The organism is Sorangium sp. So ce448 (genome assembly GCF_051520915.1).
In the GTDB taxonomy this organism is placed as follows: Bacteria; Myxococcota_A; Polyangia; order Polyangiales; family Polyangiaceae; genus Sorangium; species Sorangium cellulosum_B.
In genome coordinates this window covers 1,321,157-1,341,646 of record NZ_CP150343.1, presented here as the reverse complement: position 1 = coordinate 1,341,646, position 20,490 = coordinate 1,321,157, and the positions used below count along the sequence as shown (strand labels likewise).

General features: G+C 74.3%; 12 protein-coding genes. 5 read left to right on the top strand and 7 right to left on the bottom strand.

Translation table 11 applies throughout. The features are described from left to right. The first annotated feature begins 84 nt into the window (after positions 1-84). Together WMF45_RS04910 and WMF45_RS04905 are read left to right on the top strand one after the other, a co-directional pair. On the top strand, positions 85-1,338 hold the full coding sequence (locus WMF45_RS04910; protein ID WP_437715801.1) for an MYXO-CTERM sorting domain-containing protein: 1,254 nt from the start codon (positions 85-87) through the stop codon (positions 1,336-1,338). Positions 1,339-1,510: 172 nt separating this feature from the next. Continuing rightward, entirely contained in the window at positions 1,511-2,272 is a 762-nt protein-coding gene (locus WMF45_RS04905) for a YdcF family protein (protein ID WP_437715800.1), read from the top strand. 17 nt (positions 2,273-2,289) lie between these two features. Here the strand turns inward: WMF45_RS04905 and WMF45_RS04900 are convergent, their stop codons facing one another. The 3 genes from WMF45_RS04900 to WMF45_RS04890 all read right to left on the bottom strand — a co-directional run bounded on the left by WMF45_RS04900 (position 2,290) and on the right by WMF45_RS04890 (position 6,421). After that, positions 2,290-3,414, bottom strand: coding sequence for a glycosyltransferase family 2 protein (locus WMF45_RS04900; RefSeq protein WP_437715799.1), 1,125 nt, complete (start codon positions 3,412-3,414; stop codon positions 2,290-2,292). Between the two features lie 98 nt (positions 3,415-3,512). Next, the gene (locus WMF45_RS04895) at positions 3,513-5,873 is read right to left on the bottom strand and encodes a peptidylprolyl isomerase (RefSeq protein WP_437715798.1); all 2,361 of its coding nucleotides are present in this window, start codon (positions 5,871-5,873) and stop codon (positions 3,513-3,515) included. Positions 5,874-5,875: 2 nt separating this feature from the next. Then, positions 5,876-6,421, bottom strand: coding sequence for a YdcF family protein (locus WMF45_RS04890; protein WP_437715797.1), 546 nt, complete (start codon positions 6,419-6,421; stop codon positions 5,876-5,878). A 418-nt stretch (positions 6,422-6,839) separates the two neighbouring features. Between WMF45_RS04890 and WMF45_RS04885 the strand changes: the two genes are divergently transcribed. Continuing rightward, positions 6,840-7,673, top strand: a complete 834-nt coding sequence (locus WMF45_RS04885; RefSeq protein ID WP_020733205.1) for an MBL fold metallo-hydrolase — start codon at positions 6,840-6,842, stop codon at positions 7,671-7,673. Between the two features lie 89 nt (positions 7,674-7,762). Here WMF45_RS04885 and WMF45_RS04880 read toward each other — a convergent pair whose 3' ends face one another. Continuing rightward, positions 7,763-8,590 (bottom strand): sigma-70 family RNA polymerase sigma factor, encoded by an 828-nt coding sequence (locus WMF45_RS04880; protein ID WP_437715796.1) that lies wholly within the window; start codon positions 8,588-8,590, stop codon positions 7,763-7,765. Positions 8,591-8,970: 380 nt separating this feature from the next. Between WMF45_RS04880 and WMF45_RS04875 the strand changes: the two genes are divergently transcribed. Beyond that, entirely contained in the window at positions 8,971-10,854 is a 1,884-nt protein-coding gene (locus WMF45_RS04875; protein WP_437715795.1) for a S41 family peptidase, read from the top strand. 20 nt (positions 10,855-10,874) lie between these two features. Here WMF45_RS04875 and WMF45_RS04870 read toward each other — a convergent pair whose 3' ends face one another. The 3 genes from WMF45_RS04870 to WMF45_RS04860 form a co-directional block, all read right to left on the bottom strand. Beyond that, positions 10,875-15,077: a DnaJ domain-containing protein gene (locus WMF45_RS04870; protein ID WP_437715794.1), complete on the bottom strand. Its 4,203-nt coding sequence runs from the start codon at positions 15,075-15,077 to the stop codon at positions 10,875-10,877. Then, on the bottom strand, positions 15,077-17,905 hold the full coding sequence (locus WMF45_RS04865; protein ID WP_437715793.1) for a protein kinase domain-containing protein: 2,829 nt from the start codon (positions 17,903-17,905) through the stop codon (positions 15,077-15,079). The genes WMF45_RS04870 and WMF45_RS04865 overlap by 1 nt, the downstream gene beginning before the upstream one ends. Before the next feature lie 307 nt (positions 17,906-18,212). Continuing rightward, positions 18,213-19,028, bottom strand: a complete 816-nt coding sequence (locus WMF45_RS04860; protein ID WP_437715792.1) for an N-formylglutamate amidohydrolase — start codon at positions 19,026-19,028, stop codon at positions 18,213-18,215. A 209-nt stretch (positions 19,029-19,237) separates the two neighbouring features. Here WMF45_RS04860 and WMF45_RS04855 point away from each other — a divergent pair, with 209 nt between their 5' ends. After that, a complete protein-coding gene (locus WMF45_RS04855; RefSeq protein WP_437715791.1) occupies positions 19,238-20,470 on the top strand; it encodes a hypothetical protein in 1,233 nt (410 codons plus the stop codon). The last annotated feature ends 20 nt before the right edge of the window (positions 20,471-20,490 follow it).

The window sequence follows — 20,490 nt, the reverse complement described above, 5'->3', positions numbered from 1 at the left end:
GCTGCTGACTTCATCAATACTCCTGTGATGTACGGTCCTTACGAGAACATCGAGTCCAGGTCTCACATCGGGGAGAAGGCCCCAATGCTCGCCGATTCCCGATTCTGTGGCCAGTGTCACCAGGTCACGAATCCGGAGGTGATGCTGAGAGACGCGAGCGGTGCCCCCACCACCATCGAATTTCCCCTCGACACGACCTACGAGGAGTGGGCCGCCAGCGACTTCCGCGACGGTGGCTCGAACGAGCAGAGCTGCATCGACTGCCACATGCAGAAGAAGCCCGGGGAGTGGGCTGTCGCCGACGAGGGGCCGATCCGCAACGACCCGCGCGATCACCTCCTCGTCGGCGGCAACCACTGGGGCATCCAGGCCGTCATGGCGGCCGACCCGGCGCGCGCCGCGGAGTACGCCGACTCTTTCCAGCTCGCGCTCGACGGTACGCTCAAGAGCCTCGCCTCGGCCGCCTCGGTCACGCTCGTCGACGCCCCGCAGGAGGCCGCGCCAGGGGAGGAGATCGCCGTCACCGTCCGGGTCGAGAACCTCACCGGTCACAAGTTCCCGACAGGCTATGCGGAGAGCCGGCGCGCCTGGATCGCCGTGTTCCTCGTCGACGAGAACGGCGTCGAACGACCGCTGCTCGGCGGCTACGACGCCGACACCGGCGAGATCCAGCACGAGCCGCCCACCCACGAGTACCGCGCCGTGCACGGGAAATGGGACAGCGAGGCGGGCGTGGGGGAGAAGGAGGAGCACCTCGCGCTCCACGACATGATCATCTCCGATACGCGCATCCCGCCGAAGGGCTTCGTCCCGTCGCGAACCACCCAGCCGACCCAGGAGATCGACTTCACCGATGGGAACGGCGGATACCGCAACTACGACGAGGCGCGCTTCTCGCTCACCGTCCCGGCCAACGCCTTCGGCAGGCAAACGCTCTCGGCGCGCGTGTACTACCAGTCGATGACGAAGGAGTACATCGAGTTCCTGCAGTCCGAGAACCGCACGGACAGCACGGGAGACGACCTCCTGGCCATCTACGAGGAGACCGGCGAGGCGCCGCCCATCCTCGTCGCGGCCGATGACGCGGAAGCGCCGCTCGATCTCGGAGAGCCGCCCGCCAACACCAGCAGCAGCAACGGCGCCGGCAGCAGCGGCGCCGGCGGCAACGGCACCGGCGGCGAGAGCTCGACCGGCGGCAGCGTCAGCGGCTCCAGCGACGACGGCGGCTGCGGCTGCCGGATGCCCGGCAACGCCCCCGACGGGTGGCTCCCGGCAGGCCTCGCGGGGCTCGCCCTCGCCGCTGCAGCCAGGCGCCGGCGCACACACCGGCGGCATTGAGCCGCGCGCCACCACGAACCGCCGCAGGCGCGCGTCACTGCGGGGCGGGCGATCCCCGATCGCCCGCGTCCCGCCGCCTCATCCTCGAGGCGACCCTCTTTTTTTCGCTCGCATCACCCCCCCGGCACCTTCATAGAGTGAGCCCACCCAGCGCCTCACGGCGAGCCTCGCCTTGCCCATCTCCCGCCTCGTCGATCCCCTGCTCGTGCTCCTCGTCGCCGCGGGCGTCGGCCTCGCGCTCTCCGGCGGCGACTGGAGCTTCCGAACACGCGGGGCGAAGATCGGGCGGGCGCTCGCGTGGAGCGCCTGGCTCGCGCTGTGGCTCCTCTCCACGCCCTGGCTCTCCAGCGCGCTCGCGCGCCGGATCAGCACGGCGCCGAGGGACCTGCACGCGGAGCTCGCCGGAAGCTCACCCGAGCGGCGGGTCCTCGTCATCCTCACCGCCGGCATCGACGCCGACGAGTTCGGCGAGCCAGCCATGGAACGGCAGTCGGCGGCAGGCCTCGAGCGCGGCCTCGCCGCCGTGCGGGTCTACCGCGAGTACGGCTTCGGGCACGTCATCGTCTCGGGGAAGGACGTCCGAGGCGCGCCCACACAGCTCGCCAGCGCGATGGCTGATCTCCTCGTGGAGCTCGGCGTTCCGAGGAAGAAGATCATCCTGGAGACCGAGTCGCGCGATACCCGAGAGAACGCGCTCCACTCGACGCGGATCGCCCGCGGTCTGTCGGCCGACGCCGTCGTGGTCGTGACCAGCGCGCTCCACATGCCGCGCTCCCTCCGCATGTTCGAGCGCGCAGGGCTCGACGTCCTCCCCGCGCCGGTCAGGTTCCAGTCGCTGCCGCCCGAGGGGCTAGAGCGGCTGCTGCCGGAGTCGCTCTCCCTCAGGCGGTCGCAGCGCGCCGTTCACGAGCTCGTGGGTCTCCTCGAGCCGTAGCCCCGGCGCGCCCCGCGCTACCAGGTGACCTTCTGCGAGCCTCGGAGGTATCGCCAGAGGCCGACCACCGCCGCCGCGTTCAGGACCACGAACGTCCGCGCGAGCGCGCCGAGCTTGCCCGCGGCGCCCCCGAGCGCCGCGAGCAGATAGAAGGCCACCTGCCCGCCGAACAGCGCGCGCGCCGCGTAGAGCGTCCACGAGGCGTCGCCGCTCATCTCGGCGCCCATCCACGCGACCGTCGACGTGATCAGCAGCGCGACGAGCGCCCAGGGGCACACGAGGCGGAGCAGCTTGTGCGAGAAGATCTCGAACCAGGACGGGTTCCTGAACGGGACGAGGAGCGCCGGGAGCAGCGAAAAGAGCTGATAATTGCCGGCCAACGTGCGCACCTTGCGGCCGAACTCGCGCTCGTCGCCGAACGCGTCGTCGTACGCGATCGCGTCGGGAGCAAACAGGATCGAACGCCCCTCGAGGCGGAGCCGCATCGGCACCCACATGTCGTCGAGGATGACGCCCTCCGGAAGATGGCCCATGTCGGCGCGGCGGATCGCATAGATGGGACCGGTCACGCCCACCATGCTCCTGAACCGCCCTTCCTGGAGGCGGATCCAGTTCTCGTAACGCCAGTAAGCCCCCGACCCCGCCGATCCCTTCAGCACCAGGTTGCCAGAGACACAGCCCGCGTTCGGATCGGCCAGGAGCCGCATGAGCGCGCGCAACGCCCCGGGCACGAGCGGCTGGCGGATGTCCGTCATCAACAGCACCTCGCCCGTCGCGACCCCGAGCATCGTGTTCACGCCGATCGGCTTGCCACGACGCGCCTCGCTGACGATCACCTTCACCCGCGGATCGCGCTCGGACAGCTGTCGCGCCACGAGCACGGTGTCGTCCGTCGAGCCGTCCGAGAAGAGCAGGACCTCCAGCTTGTCCTTCGGATAGTCGAGCGCGAGGAGGCTCTCGACCTTCGCCGGGAGATACGACGCCGCGTTGAAGACGGGAATGCACGCCGTCACCGTGGGGACGTAGTCCGGATCCTCCTTCCGCTGCGCAGGCCAGAGGCGCGCCAGGATGCCGATAACGATCGGGTACCCGAAGTAGGTGTACACGAGCACCGCGACGGCCAGAAAGGAGGCAATGACCACGCTAAACTGTAGAGCGCCGGTCGGGGGCGGTTGTCAACCGACATGGATGGACCACGCCGCGACACGACCGTTCACGTTGCGCGCGCGTGCGCGCGCAATCAGTTCTGCACCTTCACGCTCCGGATGATGTCCCCATCCGCGAGCGCAGCCCACGGCCCGGCGGCGACGCCGACGGCCGCGTACTGGCCGTCGAGGTGCGGCGCGCGCGCGTGCATCACGAAGAGCTGGCTCGATCCGGTGTCGCGGCCGGCGAGCGCGACGCCGACCCGCAGCGGCTCGAACGCGACCGGCGACGTCTCGCAGCGCAGCGCCGGCCTGCCGGGCGGACCTCCGGCGCCGTCGCCGAACGGCGCGCCGAACTGGGTGACGAAGCCGGGCACCACGCGATGGACGATCTTGCCGTCGTAGTAGCCGGAGCGCGCGAGATCGATGAAGCGGGTGACCGCGACCGGCGCAAGCGAAGGGTCGAGCGTCATCGTGAGCTCGCCGGCGTCCGTGTCGAAGATCAGCACCACCGGCGCGCGCACGAGCGCGGAGGCCTCGGCCGGCACCTCGCCGACCGGCGGCGCGACGGCCGGCCGCCCCGCCGCGCCCGCGTCCCCCGGCAGACCGGCGTCGCACGCGATCTTGCGGCCCCTGAGCACGCCGAGCGCCGTCCCGGCGCGCGCCCGCGTCGTGGGGTGGCTCGACCGGCAGAGCTGCTCCAGGCGAGCCTCCGCCGGCTTGAGCGCCAGCGCCCCTACCGCGTCGACGACCGCGCCGATCAGCTCCGGATCGTCGCGCGCGCCTGGGCGGTCGAGGATCGCGAGCAGCGCGGCCTCGATCGCCGGCGACGTGACCGCTGCGGGGGCGTCCTTCTCGTCGCTCCGCTTCCTGCGCTTCCGCTTCCCCGGCGCCTCCGACGCGCGCTGGGGTTGCCGCGCAATGACCTCCGCCGCGGCGGCGACGAGGCCCGGCTCCTCCGCGGCGAGCGCCTTCGCGAGCAGGTCGGGCGCGCCGGCGATCTCCTCGTGCCCGGCGATGAGCTCGATCGCGGCCTCCCGCGCGCGCAGATCGCCCGACGCAGCGTACGCCCGGAACGCGGCGAGCCGCGCGCCCGTGATGGCGTCGCGGCCGATCACCTCGACGACCGCCCGGGCGCCGATCGGGCCGCGCACCGGCGCGCCTGCGTCCGGCTTGCTCCCAGGCTCCGCCGGCGCCGTGACGTCACAGCCGAGCAGCAGCGGATCGCGGTAGTCCCCGCCCGCGAGGAGCCGGGCCGCGCCGCAGCGGAGCCACGCGACGCGGCGGAGGATCGCCGCGGGCGCGCTCGGCGGCGGCGGCAGGGCGGCGAGATCGCGGAGCGCCTTGCGCGCGGCTCCCGCAGATCCGAGCGCGTCGAGCGCGGTGAGCAGCACGCCGAAGTCCTCGCTCACCAGGCCCGTGAGCGCGATCGGGTCCGCGCTCGGGGCGAGCGAGGCGACCGCGTCGGCGAGGGCGCGCTGGCCGGGCGGGCCGAGCCGCTTGAGGGCGCGCGCGGCCTCGGCGCGCTCGCTCGCGGTGAACACCCCCTTCGCGGAGAGCACGCGCGCGAGCTCGGAAGCGGCCGCCTCCCCTGCCCGGCCGAGCGCGCGCACCGCGAAGAGCCGCGCGTCGGAGGCCTCCGCGAGCCGCGCGGTCGCGACGTCGCGGATGCGGGGGATGACCGTGAGCGGGACGTGCTCGAGGCGCCCGATCGGGTACAGCGCCTCGGGGACCGGCGGGCTCGCCGCGCTCCCCGAGGCGAGGTTGAGCAGCGCGACGAGCGTCTCCTCGCGCAGCTTGAGCTTGATCGCGGCGAGATCGCCGAGCGCGTACGCCGCGTGGATCGCGCGCTCGCGCGGGCCGTCGAGCCACGCGACCAGCGTCGGCTCCGACGCCTCCGCGCCGCACCGCCCGATGGCGCGGGCGAGCGCGCCGCCCGCGTCGAGCGCCGATGCCCCCGCAGCGACGCCGCCGCTCGGCGCCGCCGCGGACGCAGCGGACGCAGCGGCGGTCGCCGCGCCCGCGGGGCTCGGGCGGGCGTCGCGGGCGAGGGCGCGCGCGACGAGCGCCGAGACGGCCTCGGCCTCGCGCTCCTTGCACGAGAACCCGAGGCCGTAGGCGGCCCACGCGACCACCTCGTCGTCCTCGTCGGCGAGCGCCCGCGCGAGCCCAGGCCACGCCGCGTCTCCGCCGATGCGCGCGAGGGCCCGCGCGGCGGCGCGCCGCACGCCGACGTCGCGGCTCTGCTGGTCCGCGGGGCTCACCTCCAGGGCGGCGCGGCGCTGCTCGGCCGCGAGGAGGGCGTCGATCCGCCCCGCCGCCCCGGCGCTGGCGGCCGGCGCCGCCGCGGCGCTCCCGGCGTCGGGCGCGGGGCCCGGCGCCGGCTGCCCGGTGCAGGCGGAGAGGGAGAAGAGCAGCGCGAGGACGAGGAGCGGAGAGGAGCGCCTTCTCGGCATGATCACGGTTCACCCTGACGAGCGGTGTCGAGCAGCCAGGCGGCGCTCTCGCTGAGGACCCGCCTGCGGCGCATGGCGCGCGCGTCGAGCCACATCGAGACCACCTCGTGACCGCGCTGCCACGCGCGCGCAACCACCGGCTCGCCCACGCGCGACGCCGGCAGCCCGCAGGCGTCGATCCCGACGTCGTGGAAGTTCTGGAGAGCCCTGGCCATGTGCCAGGAGCAGGTGACGATCGCCGCGCGCCGCGCGCCCACGCGGCGCAGGAGGGCCGCGCTGAAGATCGCGTTCTCGTGCGTCGTCAGCGACCAGAGATCCTGCAGGATCGCGTGCGCCGGCACGCCGGCGCGCCGCAGCTCGGCGGCGAGCACGCGCGCCTCGACCTGCGCGCCCCAGCGGCGCCCGCCGCTGGCGATCACCCACGGCGCGACCCCGTCGCGGTAGGCCTCCGCGGCGCGCGCCGCGCGGCGCGCGCCGGGGGCCGCCGGGCGCCCGGAGGGAAACACCCTGCAGCCGAGGACGACGATGGCGTCCGCGTGGAGCGGCATGCGACCGACCATAGCCCATCGGCCGCGGCCTTCGCGTGCCCGCTGCGCGCGATCGTCCTGCCCTCCCGCCGCCGCCCGCGGGCCGTGCCGCCCCGATGCCTGCGCCGCCCGCAGGCCGACCGGTGGCCGCGACCTGCGCCTCCCGCGCCGCCGCCCGCGCCTCTGCCCCCGCCGCCCGCGCCCCGGCCCCGCCGCCGCGCGCTCCCGCCCCCTCCCGCCCCCCAGCGGCAGGCTGCGCCGGCCGCTGGGCCCGCAACCTATCCCCTGACTACATTGGCGCCTTGGCCCTGCTCCCCCGGCCAGGTCTCCACGTCTGCGACCTTCCTTGCTCCCGGTGCACCAGGCGGCTTGACGCTGCCCGCGCTCGGAATCTAATAGCTCTACCTTGAAACGGGCGGGGTTCAGCGAGCGAGGCAGGATGCGGATCAAGATGTGGGGGGTTCGCGGAAGCATCCCCACGCCCGGTGCAGGCACGGTCGAAGTAGGCGGCAACACGAGCTGCTATGAGATTCGTGCCGGCGAAACGCTGGTCATCCTCGATGGCGGGACGGGGCTCCGTCTCCTCGGCCAGGAGCTGGTCAAGGAGATGCCCTTCGAAGCCTGGATGTTCTTCAGTCATGTGCACTGGGATCACATCCAGGGCTTCCCGTTCTTCACGCCCGCGTTCGTGCGCGGGAACAAGATCCATCTCTACGGTGGCCTCAACGTCTCCCGGACGCTCGAGGAGACGCTGGCCGGGCAGATGGACTACCCGAGCTTCCCGGTGCACCTCACGGAGATGGGCGCGGCGATGACCTTCCGCGACCTCTACGAGGGCGAGGTGGTCACGATCGGCCCGAACGACGATGTGCGCGTGACCAACGCGCGCGGCAACCACCCGAACGGCGTGTACGCGTACCGCGTCGAGCACGAGGGCAAGGTCGTCGTGTACATCACCGACTCCGAGCACTACGCGATCGTGGATCCGAAGCTGAAGAAGCTCGCGATGGGCGCCGACGTGCTGATCTTCGACGCCATGTACACGCCCGAAGAGTACGCGGGCGAGGTCGGCGGCGGCCCGAAGACGGGCTGGGGTCACGCCACGTTCGTCGCGGGCTGCGAGCTCGCGAAGGCGGCGGGCGCCAAGCAGCTCGTCCTGCACCACCACGATCCCAACCAGACCGACGCGATGGTGCGCGAGAAGGAGATGCGCGCCCGCGAGCTCTTCCCGAACACCATCGCCGCGCGCGAAGGCACGGTCATCGAGATCTAGCGCGACGCCTCGCCAGGCTCGAGGCGGCAAGGAGCAGCAGCCGCCCGACGCGGCGCTGGAGCGCGCCGCGTCTCGCTGCCACAGGCGCCTCAGGCGCTCTTCGCCATCGGCTCCCGGGTGATCTCCTCGATGCGCGCGCGCATCCGCTTCTTCGCGCGCTCCTCGATCTGCCGCACGCGCTCCTTGCTGACGCCGAAGTCGGCGCCGAGCTGCTCGAGCGTGACGGGGCTGTCCGTCAGCCAGCGCTGGTTCATGATGGAGCGCTCGCGGGGCGACAGCTCGTTCACGACCTGGAGCAACGCGCGCGAGAGCTGCGCGCGCTCATCGGCGTCGCACGCCTCGTCCTCCGGCGTGTGCGCGCTCGACGCGAGCCGCTCCACCGGAGCTACGCCGTCCTCGGTCGGAGAGCGCTCCAGGCTGACGTCGCGCGCCATGAGCAGCGGCAGCAGCTCGGCCGCCCGTTCCTCGGACAGGCCGCTCAGCTCCGCGAGCACCGCCGGGTCCTTCTCGTGCGTCTTGCGGTAGATGCGCAGCGCGCGCCGCTCGCTCTTCGACGACCCGAGGCGCACGATCCGGTACCCCCGCGCCACATGCTCGCGGATCTCCGCCCGGATCCAGTAGGCCGCGTAGGTCGCCAGGCGGCAGCCGCGGTCCGGATCGAAGCGCTCCGCGGCCTTCAGGAGGCCGATGTTCCCCTCCTGCACGATGTCCTCCATCGGCAGCCCCCAGCGGCGGTACTCGAGAGCGATCGTCATCACGAACGGCAGACACGCCTCGATGAGGCGCCGGCCAGCGTCCCGGTCACCAGCTCGCCAGCGGAACGCGAGCTCTCGCTCGGCCTCCGGGCTCAGGGTGGCGTAGTTCGCGAGCTCTGTACGATAAGCCGAGAATGCCGCACGATCCCAGGTGGCGCTCATGATCTCTCCGCTCTCCACCGCGCGCGCCGATCAAGAAGGGCTTGCGAGCCCCTGCGGGCCGGCGGGCGGCACCGGGGCAGATGCAGGCGCGATGCCGGGATTGACCCTAGGAAATCGCCTTTTTTTGCGCTGGAATGCGCAACGTGTTCGGATCCCTCGACGGAAGCGAAAGCTTTGCGGGAAAGCGGAGGAGCACGAATGCGCAGCGCTGAGCCCAGATCCACAGCGCACGAGCGGCGAACGAGGCGGACGAGGTGCGCGCCGAGGCCCCAGGCCGCGGGCGAAGGCGCCGCCCGCGCGGCGCGCGCGCTCGCTCTCCGCCCGTACGCCGCCGCGGTCGCCCCTGCCCCCGCGCGCCGCATCGTGATATCCGGGGAGCAGTGAGGACGCGCGTCGCGGGCTCCGTCGCGTGCATCGCCGCAAGCCTGGCGACGCTCGCCTTGCTCTCGCGCGAGGCGGAGATCCCCCTCGCGAGGGCGCGGCGCGGGCTCGCGCGGCCCTTGCTCCACACCGTCGCGCCGGACGACGAGGAGATCGACGGCGTCGGCTGTGACCCGAACGCCCTCGACCGCGGCATCGCGGTGCCGACCGGCGCGCCGACGTCGCTCGGCTGCGAGCAGGCCCGCGCCATCGTGGCCCAGGCCCGCACCACGCTGGCCGCCCCGCCGCTCCGCGTCGATCCCGCAAAGTTTGCCGAAGCGACCTCCGACTGGCTGGATCCGCACGGGCTGTGGTCGGTCGCCCCCGACACGCCCGTGGGCGCCTCGCTGCAGCGGGAAGCCGCCGCGCTCCTGGACGAGCTGCAGGCGCCCGTGGGCAGCGGGCCGTGCGCGGCGGCGCTGCGCGTCGGGCAGGAGCTCGCCCGGTGGTCGCGCGAGCTCGAGAGGCTCTTCGATGACGGCTACCGGCGCGGCCTGGCCAGCCCGCCCGCGACCCACGCCGCGGCGTGGGAGCTTGTGTCGTCGGCGCCGTTCGAGGACGGCGAGGTGACGCGCAGCGCCCGGGATCTCGCGCGCAAGCTCGGCCGGGAGGTCGGCGGGCTGCGCGCGCATGTCGGGGAGCCGCTCGCCCGGTACGTAGACGCCGTGCGCGAGCGGGCGGCGCCCTCGATGAGCGAGGACGGCTGGGCGCGCACGGTGATCGCCGCCGCGGTGCGGGCCTATGTGCCGCAGCTGGACGCGCACGGCGCCTGGGCGCCGCTCGAGGAGGAGGTCTCCATCTACGATCTCGACCTCGAGGCGCACCCGCCAGCCCGGCTCTGGCAAGAGATGACGCGCACCGCGATCGGGGTGCGCATCGACCGCGGCGCGCTCGCGCCGCTCGAGGACGGGGACGTGGTGATCCGGATCCAGGATCTGCCGATCTCCGGCATGAGCGTCGAGCAGGCCGAGCAGCTCGCCGTGCTGTCCGACGTGCACCCCGGGACGACCGCTCGCGTGGCGCTGCTGCGGCGCGGGGTCGCGGCGCCCCTCGAGCTGACCGTGGCGCCGCACCCGGTCGGACCGCAGCCGGCCGAGGCGGCGCCCTCGGAGCTGCCGCTCGATCTGGTGCGCTACGGGGACGGCAAGGTCGCGGTGATCGCCATCCCCGACGTGCCCGACGACCTCGGGGATCGGGTCGCGGCGGCGCTCCTCCGCGCGCGCGCGCAGGGCGACACGCGGGGCGTGATGCTGGACGTGCGCGCGAACGGCGGCGGCTCGACCGACGGCGCGATCGCCGCGCTAGGGCTGTTCCTGCCGGGCGTACCGCTGTTCCCGATGCGGCGCCGCGACGGCGGCGTCGAGGTGGAGCGCTCGCCCGACGTCCCGGAGGAGCGCGGGTGGAGCGGGCCGCTCGCGGTGCTCGTCGACGGCGACTCCGCGAGCGCGGCGGAGATGATCGCCGGCGCGCTCGCCAGCTACCGGCGCGGGGTGATCATCGGCGATCGGACGTACGGCAAGGGGTGCGCTCAGGAATACCTCGACGACGACGCCCACGTCGGCGTGCTGCGGCTCACGACGCTCCTCTACGCGCTCCCCGACGGCGCGCCGGTGCAGAAGGTGGGCATCGTGCCGCAAGTGCAGCTGTCGCTGCCGGCGACGAGCGAGCGAGAGGCGCGCGTGGACCGGGCGCTCGGCCCGTGGCGAGGCCCCGACGTGCGCGATCTGCACCGCGTGCGCGACGTGCCCTGGCCGGCGCACGCAGGGCGGATAGGGCCCTGCCGCGACGAGACGGTCTGCCGCGCGCTGCGGTCGCTGGGCGCGGTGCCCGCGGCAGCGCGCTGACGCGCGTGCGCTGACGCGCGTCAGCGCTTCCAGAACTTGCCGAGGAGGCCCCCCGCGGGCGTCGGATCGCTCGTCGTGCGGCTCCGCATCTCCTGCAGGCGGACCTCGCGGATGGCGTCGAGGTTCTTCGGGTTGAGCTCCGCCGCCAGGCGGAAATCGCCGATCGCCTTGTCGATCCTCCCCGAGCGCTTGAGCAGCATGCCGCGGTAGAAGAGCGCCCGCTCGTAGCGAGGCTCCTTCTCCAGGACGGCATCCAGCGTCTGGATCAGATCGTCGTAGTGCGCGCTCGTGGCCCCCTCCGCGAGCACGGGCGGATCGCCGCGCCGCTGCGCCTGGATCCAGACGAGCAGCGTCATGTACTCGGGCTGCTCCGGGTCGGCGTTGAGCGCGCGCCGCGCGCGGGCCTCGGCGCCCGCGAGGTCGTTCTTCTTGAGCAGGATCTCGGCCTTCTGGAACTCGAGCGCGGCGTCGACGGCGCGGGCGATCCGCTGCTCGTCCTCGGCGGGGGGCGGGGCCTCCTTCGGCGCGCTCTGGTACTCGGCGCGCCGCTTCGGATCGCTCAGCGTCTGGTAGGCCTCGCTGATGCGGGCGAACACGCGCGCGACGAGCGGCTTGACGTCCTGGAGCTCCGCCGGCGTCCGGTCGGGGTGCCACCGCTTGGCGAGCGCGAAGTAGGCGCTCTGCACGCGCTCCGGAGGGGCGTCCTCCGCGACGCCGAGCATCTCGAAGAAGCCCTCGCCGTCGATCGACGCGGCGCGCGCCTCGATCTCCGCGCGGCGCGCGGCGAGCTCGGGGTTCGGCGCGGCGCGCGGCAGCGGCGGGAGATCGGGCGCGAGCGCCGCCGGTCCCTGCGTCTTCGCCGGCTCCGCGGCGCGCGCCGGCGGCACAGGCGACGGCGCCTCGGCGCGCCCCGCCCCTCGCGCGGCCCTGCCGTCCGGGCCGACCGCGGCCATCTTGACGGTGGGCGCCTGCGGGGGCGGCGGCGCAACGCGGGCGCCGGCGAAGGTCGGCGCAGGAGGCGGCCTCAGCGCCTTGGGATCCACGCCGCGGTAACCGCCGCCCGGATCACCGCCGGACGCGCGCGGGTCGAAGGGCGCCACCGGGCTCGGGGTCCGCGCGCCGGTCCACGACGCCGCCTCCGGCGCCGCGGCAGGGGGTGGCGCCGTGGAGCGGCGCGGGGCGATCGGGGCCCCAGCGCGCCTGCTGGACGGCACCGCGACGTCGTCGGGCTGCCGCTGCGGTGCGCGGCCTTCGGCCTCGCCCCGCGCCGGGCGTGGACCGGGCATCGTCGAGCCCGCGGCGGGGCGCGGCGAGCGCGCCGCCGCGCCGTAGGGCTCGCGCTGGGGCGCTGGCCCCGCCTCGGCCGGGGGCGCGCCAGCGGCCCGCTCCCGGCCGGGCCCGGCGGGACCGAAGGCCCCGACAGGGCGCCGCCCCGGCGCGCCGAGATCGAGGTGCCGCGTGATCGCGAGCGCATAGATCATCAGCCGCACGACGCGCTCCTGCGCGACGCCGGCGCCGAGCAGCTCGGCCAGCGTCATGCGCCGCATCCGCAGGAGATCCACGATGGCCGCCTCGTCGCGATGGAGCTGGAACCGCTTCATCTCGGCCTCGACGTGGAGCCCGAGCTGCCGGTTCTGGATCCGGTCCAGGGTCGTGTCGATCAGCGGATCGTCGGCGTGGAGCCGGACGCCCGCCATGATCACCGCGAGGGGCTCGCAGCCGATGAGCTCCGGGCCGCCGTAGGACGACAGCAAGTTCTGGGCGTCGTAGTAGGCGTAACGCGTCGCGGGCGGGAGATCGTAGAGCGCGACCAGCTTGCGCACGAGCTGCTCGCGCAGCACGCCGAACACCGTCTCCCTGTCGAGCAGGCCCCGCGAGACGAGCAGCCGGCCATGCAGCACCCGTCGCTTGGTGATGTCGCGGAGCGTCTCCCGGAGCGTCGCCTCGCCCAGGAGGCCGAGATCGAGGATCACCCGATCGAGCGGGGCGATGATCGTCCCGGTCCAGATCTTGGCGGGCACGCCGTCGCTGAAGAAGATGCCGTGGCGGACGCCGTCGGGGTCGATGAAGCACGTCGTGCCGGTGAGGCGCCGGTCGAGCATGTACACGAGCAGGTGGACGAGCGGCGTGCGCGCGAGCGTGCCCTCCGCGGTCGGCGGGTCGCCCGGCAACGACAGCACGGCGATCGGACCGGCCATCGCCGACGGCGGCAGATCAGACACGGGGTTGCGCTCGCGCCGCTGCGGCGGCTCTCCCCAGCCGCGGGCGCGCACCGACGGCGGCCGCGCGCTCTCCTCGGGGACCTCGTCCGGATCGCTGTCTGTCTGCACCGACCACGACTCCTCTCCATGAGCGCCCGGGGCGGGCGAGGTTGGGTCCGCCACCGCGGCGGGCTCCAGATGCGGTGGATCGGGCCAGCGCGCCGTCGTGCGCCCTGACCGCAAGGGCGGAGACAGCCTGCCGGACGGCGCAGGCGGTAGATCCGCGAGCATCCTGGCGTCCGCGCCGTCGTCCGGCAGCCCCCCGAACGTGGCCTCGGGCGGCGAGGCGGGCCCGCGGGCGGCGTCGCTGGCCCGCGGCTGCGTCCTCCGGCTCGCCGGCGCGTTGGTCATCGGCAGCGTGGGCGACGAGGGCCGCGTGATCTGCTGCTGCGGCGGCATGCGCAGGTTGCCGAGCGGCGACGCCGGCGCGTTGCGGATCGGCGGCGACTCCGCCGCGAGCACCGGCGAGCGGAGCGACACCTGCGGCGCCTCCTGGATCGCCGCGTGGGCGCGCATCGACGCGACGGCGGGGTCGTCGCTCGTCGCGACGATCCGGCGGATGTGCCGCGGCGGCTCGCCCTGGCGAGGCCGCTCGGCGAGATCGACCTCGAGCGCGCGCGGGATGGGACCGCCGGCGGCGTCGAGGACCAGCCGGACGCGCGGCTGCGAGTACCGGGCCGGGTGCGCCGGCGTCTGCACGACGAGCGCGACCTCCCCGGTCGAGAGCTCCACGAGCGTGCCGGTCGGAAAGATGCCGAGCGCGCCCACGAGCAGCCGCAGCACCGCGCGGTCCGCCGGATCGGCCGCCTCCTGCTCGAGCTTGGCGATGGCCTCGTCGGCGGAGAGCGGCGCCTCGCCCGGAGCCGCCGTCAGGAGGTCGTTGAAGGCGCGGGCGGTCGCGAGGATCCGCGCCTGGAGCGTCGGCTGGCGGAGGCCGCGGTAGACCGGGCCGAGCGCCGGCTGGCGGCGCACCCAGTGCGCCTCGTAGGCCACGACGGTGCGCATCACGCTGGGCTCGTTGACGAGGCCGAGCGCGGTCAGCACGACCGCCGTGCCCGCCGGGACGTCCGCCTCCTGCTGCTCGCTCAGCTGCGGGACGAGCCCGCCCGAGCCGCTCGTCGCGGCGCCCGTGAGGCGCGGCCGGGCGATGTCGAAGAGCAGCGCCGCCATCGAGAGCCGCTGGAGAAGGACGACGTCGCTCGTGATCTGCCGCGCCATCGCGAGGCTCAGGATCGCGGTGTTCACGGCGCGCCCGGCGTCGTCGTGGTTCTGGTTGCGCAGCGCGGTGACGCCCAGGAAGGCCGGCGTCTCGTTCGCGGAGAGGTCGACGAGGCGCTGCGTGATGCGCTTGACGCCCTGCCGCAGCGTGTACCGGCCGTGCCGCAGGTCGTCGTAGAACCGGCGGATGATCACGATCGCCGTCGCGTAGGTGCGCACGATCGCGGAGGTCTCGTCGCCCTCGCGATCGATCGCCACCTCGCGGCGGAGCACGGCCTCGTCCACGGCGCGCAGGCGGACGCGCGGCGACGGGCGGTCGGCGAGCGCCGGCTTGCTGCTGCGGAGGGCCTCGGCGAGCGCGGAGGCCAGCGCGTAGAGATCGCTCGCGCGGACGTCCTTGGCGACGCCGATCTCCGAGTAGCCGCAGCGGCCGAGGACGTCGCCGAGCTCGAGCGCGCCCTCGTAGACGGCGCGGTTCGCCTTGAGGAGCTGCCCGGAGACGAACACCGAGCCGCGGGTGAACAGGATCGAGACGTTGTGACCGGAGCGCTGGCCGAAGTCCTGGACGAGCGAGACCGTCTCCTCGACCTGCCGCACCATCGCCTGGTTGTCGATCGCGTGCAGCGTCGAGAGCTTCACCAGCCGGAAGAGGGCCTGCACCACGCTGGCGGCGAGATCGCGCGCCTGCTCGCGGCGGATGTTCTCCGACACGTTCTGGCTGATGACGTCGACCTGGGGTGCCATCACGGGACCTCCCCGGCGGTCGAGATCCGCTTGCCGAGGCGCGCGGCGATGGCCTCGGCGGCGGCGCCCGCGGCGTCGCGCAGCGCCTGGCTGTTCCAGGGCCGCCGCTTCGTGGCGGCGAGCGCGGCGTCGAGCGCCTCCTGCGAGCGCGCCTCGCGGCCGAGCAGCTCCGCCGAGAGGCAGCGGGTCTGCTCCGCCGCGTCGTCGGCGAGGAGGCCGTGCCGCTGGAGCAGCTCGACGGCGACCGACTCGCCGCGCGCCGGGTTGAGCGTGTAGAGCGCGCCGAGGAACTCGCGCCGCTCGTCGAGCGTGAGCTGGTGGAACGAGCTGTCCTGCACGCGGCGGACGAGCAGCGGGCCGGCCGCGCGGACCTGGTGGTGCGCCAGCGTGCGGAGCGCCGCGACGCGCACGTCGGGCGGCGCCGACTCGGCGAGCGAGAGCAGCTCGTCCCGGATCTGCTCGGGGCTCGTCGCGAGGTGCGCGATCGCCTCGCAGCGGAGCGCCGCGTTCGCGCACCCGGAGAGGCGCTTCAGCGCGCCCAGGGCGCCCTGCGTCCGCGACGCGGCGAACATCTTGAGGATCGGGCGGGCCACGTCGAGGTCCAGCGTCATGAGCGCGTCCACGACCCCCTCCTCGTGCCCGGGCAGCGTCCGCTCGACGTGGCCGAGCAGCGCGCGGCGCAGCGCCTCGTGGCCGGTGTGCCCCACGACCTCCATCGCGACGGGCAGCGTCTCGCTGCCGAGCTTGTGCAGGATGGGCCCGAGCCGCTGCGCGACCACATCGAGGTCCACGGGGGCGGGCTGCGCCGCGCCGCCGGGGGCGGCCGTCATGACGACGCGCGTCGCCTCGCGGAGGAGCAGCCGCACCGTGTCGGGCGGGAACATCCCCCGGGCGAGCTCCGTCGCGAGCGCGCTTCCCTGCTGCCTGGGCGCGAGCGCGTCGAGGGCCTTCTCGATGGCGTCGTGCATCCCGAAGAGCACCTCGAAGCGGCGCGCGAGGATGAGATCGCGCGCCGAGGCGGCTATCGGCTCGGTCACGAGCTCGACGTCCTTGTACCGCCTGGCGTTCAGGAAGGCGTCGGCCACGACCTCGACGAAGCGCTCGCTCCAGCGGTCGGGGCTCATGACGAGCTGCGTGCCGAGCGCGCGCTGCGCGACCGGGTCGAGCGCGAGCGCGCTCGCGGCGCGGCGCGCGGCGCGCAGCGCGGCGGCGTCGGTGTCGATGACCATCGCCGCCGCCTCGGCGCGGTTCGCCTTCTCCTCGGCGGCGCGCCGGGCCATGCCCTCGAGGTCGTCGGCCTCGTGCCAGAACTGCTCGCGATCGGCCGCGTCCCCCTCGACGAAGACGCTCACCACGTCGTAGCGCACGTGCTCGAGGCGGCGCTCCCACAGGGCGGCCGCGACGTCGTCCTCGGGGGCGAGGTCGCGCAGCGGATCGAGCAGCAGCACCTCGCAGAGGGCGCGCAGCTCGTCCTCCGTGATGCCAGGGAGCAGCTGGACGCGCCGCACGCCGGCCGCGAAGAGGTTGTACGGGACGAGGTCGAGCGGGTGCGACGGCTCCCACACCGTCCGCCGGCGATGCTCGAAGGCGTACGGCGTCAGCGTCCAGTAAACGAGGCTCCCGTCCGCGCGCAGCGCCTCCACGATCGCCTGGAAGGTCGCGCGGAGCTTGTTGTCCGCGTCCGGATGGGTCCAGCCGTAGTGACGCACCGCCGGGAGCAGCCGCTCCATGCGACGGAACACCTCGGTGAGCCGCGTGACCGCGGGGTCGTCCGGCTCGGCCTCGCCCGGCTCGTCGTGAGGCGCGGGCCCCTCCGCCGCCCGCATCCCGACGGCCGTGGGCGAGTCGTCCGGCGGGGGGCGCCTCGTGCTCGTCGGCGAGGAGCGGCGGGGCACGGACGCGCCGACCTCCTCGAGGACGCGCAGCACCTCCTGCCGCATCTGCGCGGCCGACTCGAAGCGGTTTCGCTTGTCCCAGGCGAGCGCCTTGTCGACGAGGCCGATGACCGCGGCGGGCAGCTCGGGCGCGATCCGCGCGAGCGACGGCGCCGGCGTCGTCGCGGCGAGGATGAACGCCTCGTTGTCCGAGCGCCCCTGGTGGAGGCGCTGCCCGCTGAGCACGGCGTACAGGGTCGCGCCGATCGAGAAGAGATCCGCCCGCCCGTCGACCCCCTCGGTCAGCCCCATCGCCTGCTCGGGCGCCATGAACGAGGGGGTCCCGAGCGCCGTGCCCGCCTTGGTCTTGTCGCCGGGCGCGCCGCGCATCCTCGCCACGCCGAAGTCGAGCAGCTTCACCACGTTGTCCTTCGTGATGAAGATGTTCGCGGGCTTCAGGTCGCGGTGGACGATGCCCTCCGCGTGGAAGCTCTCGAGCGTGAGGAGCACCTCGCCCGCGATCCAGAGCGCCTCGGCGACCGGGAGCTTCCGGCTCTTGCGCTTCCAGAGCTGCTGGACGGTCTCCCCGTCGAGCAGCTCCATCACGAGGAACGGCTCGTCCTGCTCGGTGATGTCGTCGTCGAGGATCGCGACCCGCCCGGGGTGATCGATCTTGTTGGCGACGTAGCCCTCGCGCAGGAACCGCTCGCGGATGCCGACGTCGCGCGCGAACTCGGAGTGCAGGATCTTCAGCGCGGCGCGCGAGCCGTTCCGGTGGTGGGTGGCGGCGTACACGGAGGCCATGCCGCCCACGCCGAGGAGCGAGTCGATCCGCCACTTGTTCTTGACGGTCATCCCGAGGCGGGCGCGCGCCCGCTGCTTCTCGTCCGGCGCGTCCGTGACTTCCGAGGGCGGAGGGATGACGGACTCGGGGATGACGCCACGTGAGGTCATTCGGCCACCGGAAGGCGGGAAATCGTATCACCTCCCCGCCCGCGCCAGGTTCCGGATTTCGGCGGGCGGGCGGTGAGCCTTACCGTTTCCTGGCGCCAGGCAGCCGCAGGGCGATCGCTGGCACGGCAGCTCTTTCCACCGCCAGGCGTCCGGCCAGGGGTGCGATCGCCGCACGGGCGGCGAGCCGGCCGGGATCACGAGGGCTGACCGCCGGCCGACGTCGGGGGGGTCGCGGGCGCCGCCGCCGGTTGCCGCTGGCCCGTCCAGCCTCGGCGGCCTTGCGGGCCTCCTCGCGCACGGACGCACGTCACGAGGCGCCGAGCGAAAGCTCGATGGCCAGCGCGTCCACCAGCGAGCGCAGCACCGCCGTCATCCGCGCCACGCGGTCCGGGTCGAGCGCCGGGCGGCGCCGATCGCCGGGCGAGCACACGAGCGCCCGGGCCAGCTCGATCTGGATCGCGTCGACGCCGGGCGCAGCGTGGCGGAGCACCGAGTAGCCGCCCGGAAACGGCGCCTCGACGCCGACGGACAGCCCATGGTCCCGCGCCGCGCGCGCCAGGGCGTCGCGCGCCGCCGGGCGCGCGCATCGGCCGTCTCGGGTCCCGAGCACGACGTCCGGCGCGTCCTTCCGGCCTCCGTCGGGGTACGTGTGGACCGCGAGGAGGGCGGCGCGGCCGTGGCGCGCGCACGACGCCGCGAGCTCGGCGGCGACGGCGTCGTGGTACGGCTCGAAGACCTCTGCGAGGAGCCCCTCGACCTCGGCGCGCGATCGCCTGCGCTCCCACCACATGACGCCGGCGCACGAGAAGCGGCGCACGTCGCCGAGCCCCGGCGGGAGCTTGTCTTCATAGGGCGTCGGCACGCGCGGCTCCGAGTTGAGATCGACGACATAACGGCTCGCCGTGGCGACGACGCGCCGCACGCCCCTGGCCTCGAGCCCCTCGCACACGGCTGCGGCGCCCACGTCGGAGTCGGCCCAGGGCGCGCCCGCGTCGAGCGCGATCGAGGGGAGGCCGAGGCCCCGCGCGGTGAGCGCCTCGAGCCCGAGGCCCGCGTGGGGGACCTCGACCACGACGGGGCCGGGCGCATCGGGGCCCAGGATCTCGAAGTGCGGAGCGGTCATCCTGCCAGGCGCCGGATTGTGCCGAAGGACGTGTCGTCGCGAGGGGCGAGCGCGTGATGCGCGTGGCGCATGCGGCAGGAGGATACACCGGTCCGGCGAGCGCTCCTCCGCCGCGGAAAGCGACCGGCGACCCCGCCCCCCTTGACGTCATGCGGCAGGGCTAGCGACACTCCTAGATCGGCGGTCCTCGTGCCCAGGTGTGATATCCCGTGAGCGACAACACGTCCCTCGCCCAGGCCCTCGCGAAGCTCGACGAGGCCATGCGCCCGAGCCTCGGCGGCAGCGCCGACCCAGCGCGGCGCCGGGTCGCCCAGCGCCTCGCTCAGCTCGCGCGCTGCGAGGACGAGGACCTGCCGGCGTTCTCGAAGCGTCACATGCCCGGGCGCACCGTCGAGGAGTCCGGGCTCCGCGCGGCCCGGGACCTCTTGCTGGCGATCGGCGGCATCGCGGAGATGGAGGAGGGCGGCCCCGACGCATGGGCGGCGCTCGCCGAGGTGAAAGGGATCCTGGAGCGCCGCCTGGCCGAGGCAAAGGGGGCGGCGCTGACGCGCAAGGCCGAGGCGGCAGATGCGGCCGCGGGCCCGCCGCCGAACGTCGCGTCGACGCGGCCTCAAGGGACGGCAGCGCCGCTGGCAGGGCCGCTCTCGCCGCCTGCGCCCGCCCTGAGCCCTTCGTCCGCTGTCGCGCCGGCGCCCGCCGGTCCCATCCTGTTCTCCGCGCCGACGCCGGCCGCCGTGGAGCCGCTGCCGTTCACGCCCGCCGCCGCAGCGGCGCCGGCGCCCCCGCTGCCGTTCACGCCCGCCGCCGCAGCGGCGCCGGCGCCCCCGCTGGCGGACGCCACGCTGCCGCCTACGCCGATGCAGGTCTTGGGCGCGCTGCCTTTCGCGTCCACGACGAGCCCGCTCCCGTTCACGGCCAGGGCGGGGTGGGACCGTCCCACGCCGTCGTCCTCGGCGCCCCGGTACGATTCGGTGCTGCCGTTCCGCCCTCCCCCCTCCTCGGCGGCGCAGGCCTCCGCCTCTGCGCCGCCGCCGCCGGCGCCCGCCGCACCGGTGGGCCGCACCGGGCCTGTCTCCACACCTCCCCTCGCGCCGGCGGCGCCGGCCGTAGCTCCACGCGAGGAGCGCGCCTCGACGGGTCCCGAGCTCGCGTCCTGGCGCGCGCCGCCCCAGGCCAACCAGGCAGCGCCGTCTTCGAGCCTGGGCGCTGCCGCCAGCACCCCCCCGCTCACGCTGGAGCAGTATGTGGGGATGGTGGTGGCCTGCGAGCTCTATCCTCTCCATGCCCAGAACACCCAGAGCCGATATGGGGTGAGGACCCCGGATGAGCGGGCGGCGCTCGACCGCTTCTGGCAGGCACGGCTCTCGTCCGATCCGGCGCTCGCCGGGCAATGGGAGCGCATGCGGGAGAACGCGCGGAGGTACTTCCGCCAAGGCACCTGACCGCCGGCCCCACGGCCTCG

Excerpts from the sequence above, each read along its gene's own strand:
- WMF45_RS04880 (WP_437715796.1), bottom strand. The coding sequence starts at position 8,590 with ATGAGCGCCACCTGGGATCGTGCGGCATTCTCGGCTTATCGTACAGAG.
- WMF45_RS04860 (WP_437715792.1), bottom strand. The coding sequence starts at position 19,028 with ATGACCGCTCCGCACTTCGAGATCCTGGGCCCCGATGCGCCCGGCCCC.
- WMF45_RS04895 (WP_437715798.1), bottom strand. The coding sequence starts at position 5,873 with ATGCCGAGAAGGCGCTCCTCTCCGCTCCTCGTCCTCGCGCTGCTCTTC.
- WMF45_RS04885 (WP_020733205.1), top strand. The coding sequence starts at position 6,840 with ATGCGGATCAAGATGTGGGGGGTTCGCGGAAGCATCCCCACGCCCGGT.
- WMF45_RS04910 (WP_437715801.1), top strand. The coding sequence starts at position 85 with ATGCTCGCCGATTCCCGATTCTGTGGCCAGTGTCACCAGGTCACGAAT.
- WMF45_RS04865 (WP_437715793.1), bottom strand. The coding sequence starts at position 17,905 with ATGACCTCACGTGGCGTCATCCCCGAGTCCGTCATCCCTCCGCCCTCG.
- WMF45_RS04870 (WP_437715794.1), bottom strand. The coding sequence starts at position 15,077 with ATGGCACCCCAGGTCGACGTCATCAGCCAGAACGTGTCGGAGAACATC.
- WMF45_RS04890 (WP_437715797.1), bottom strand. The coding sequence starts at position 6,421 with ATGCCGCTCCACGCGGACGCCATCGTCGTCCTCGGCTGCAGGGTGTTT.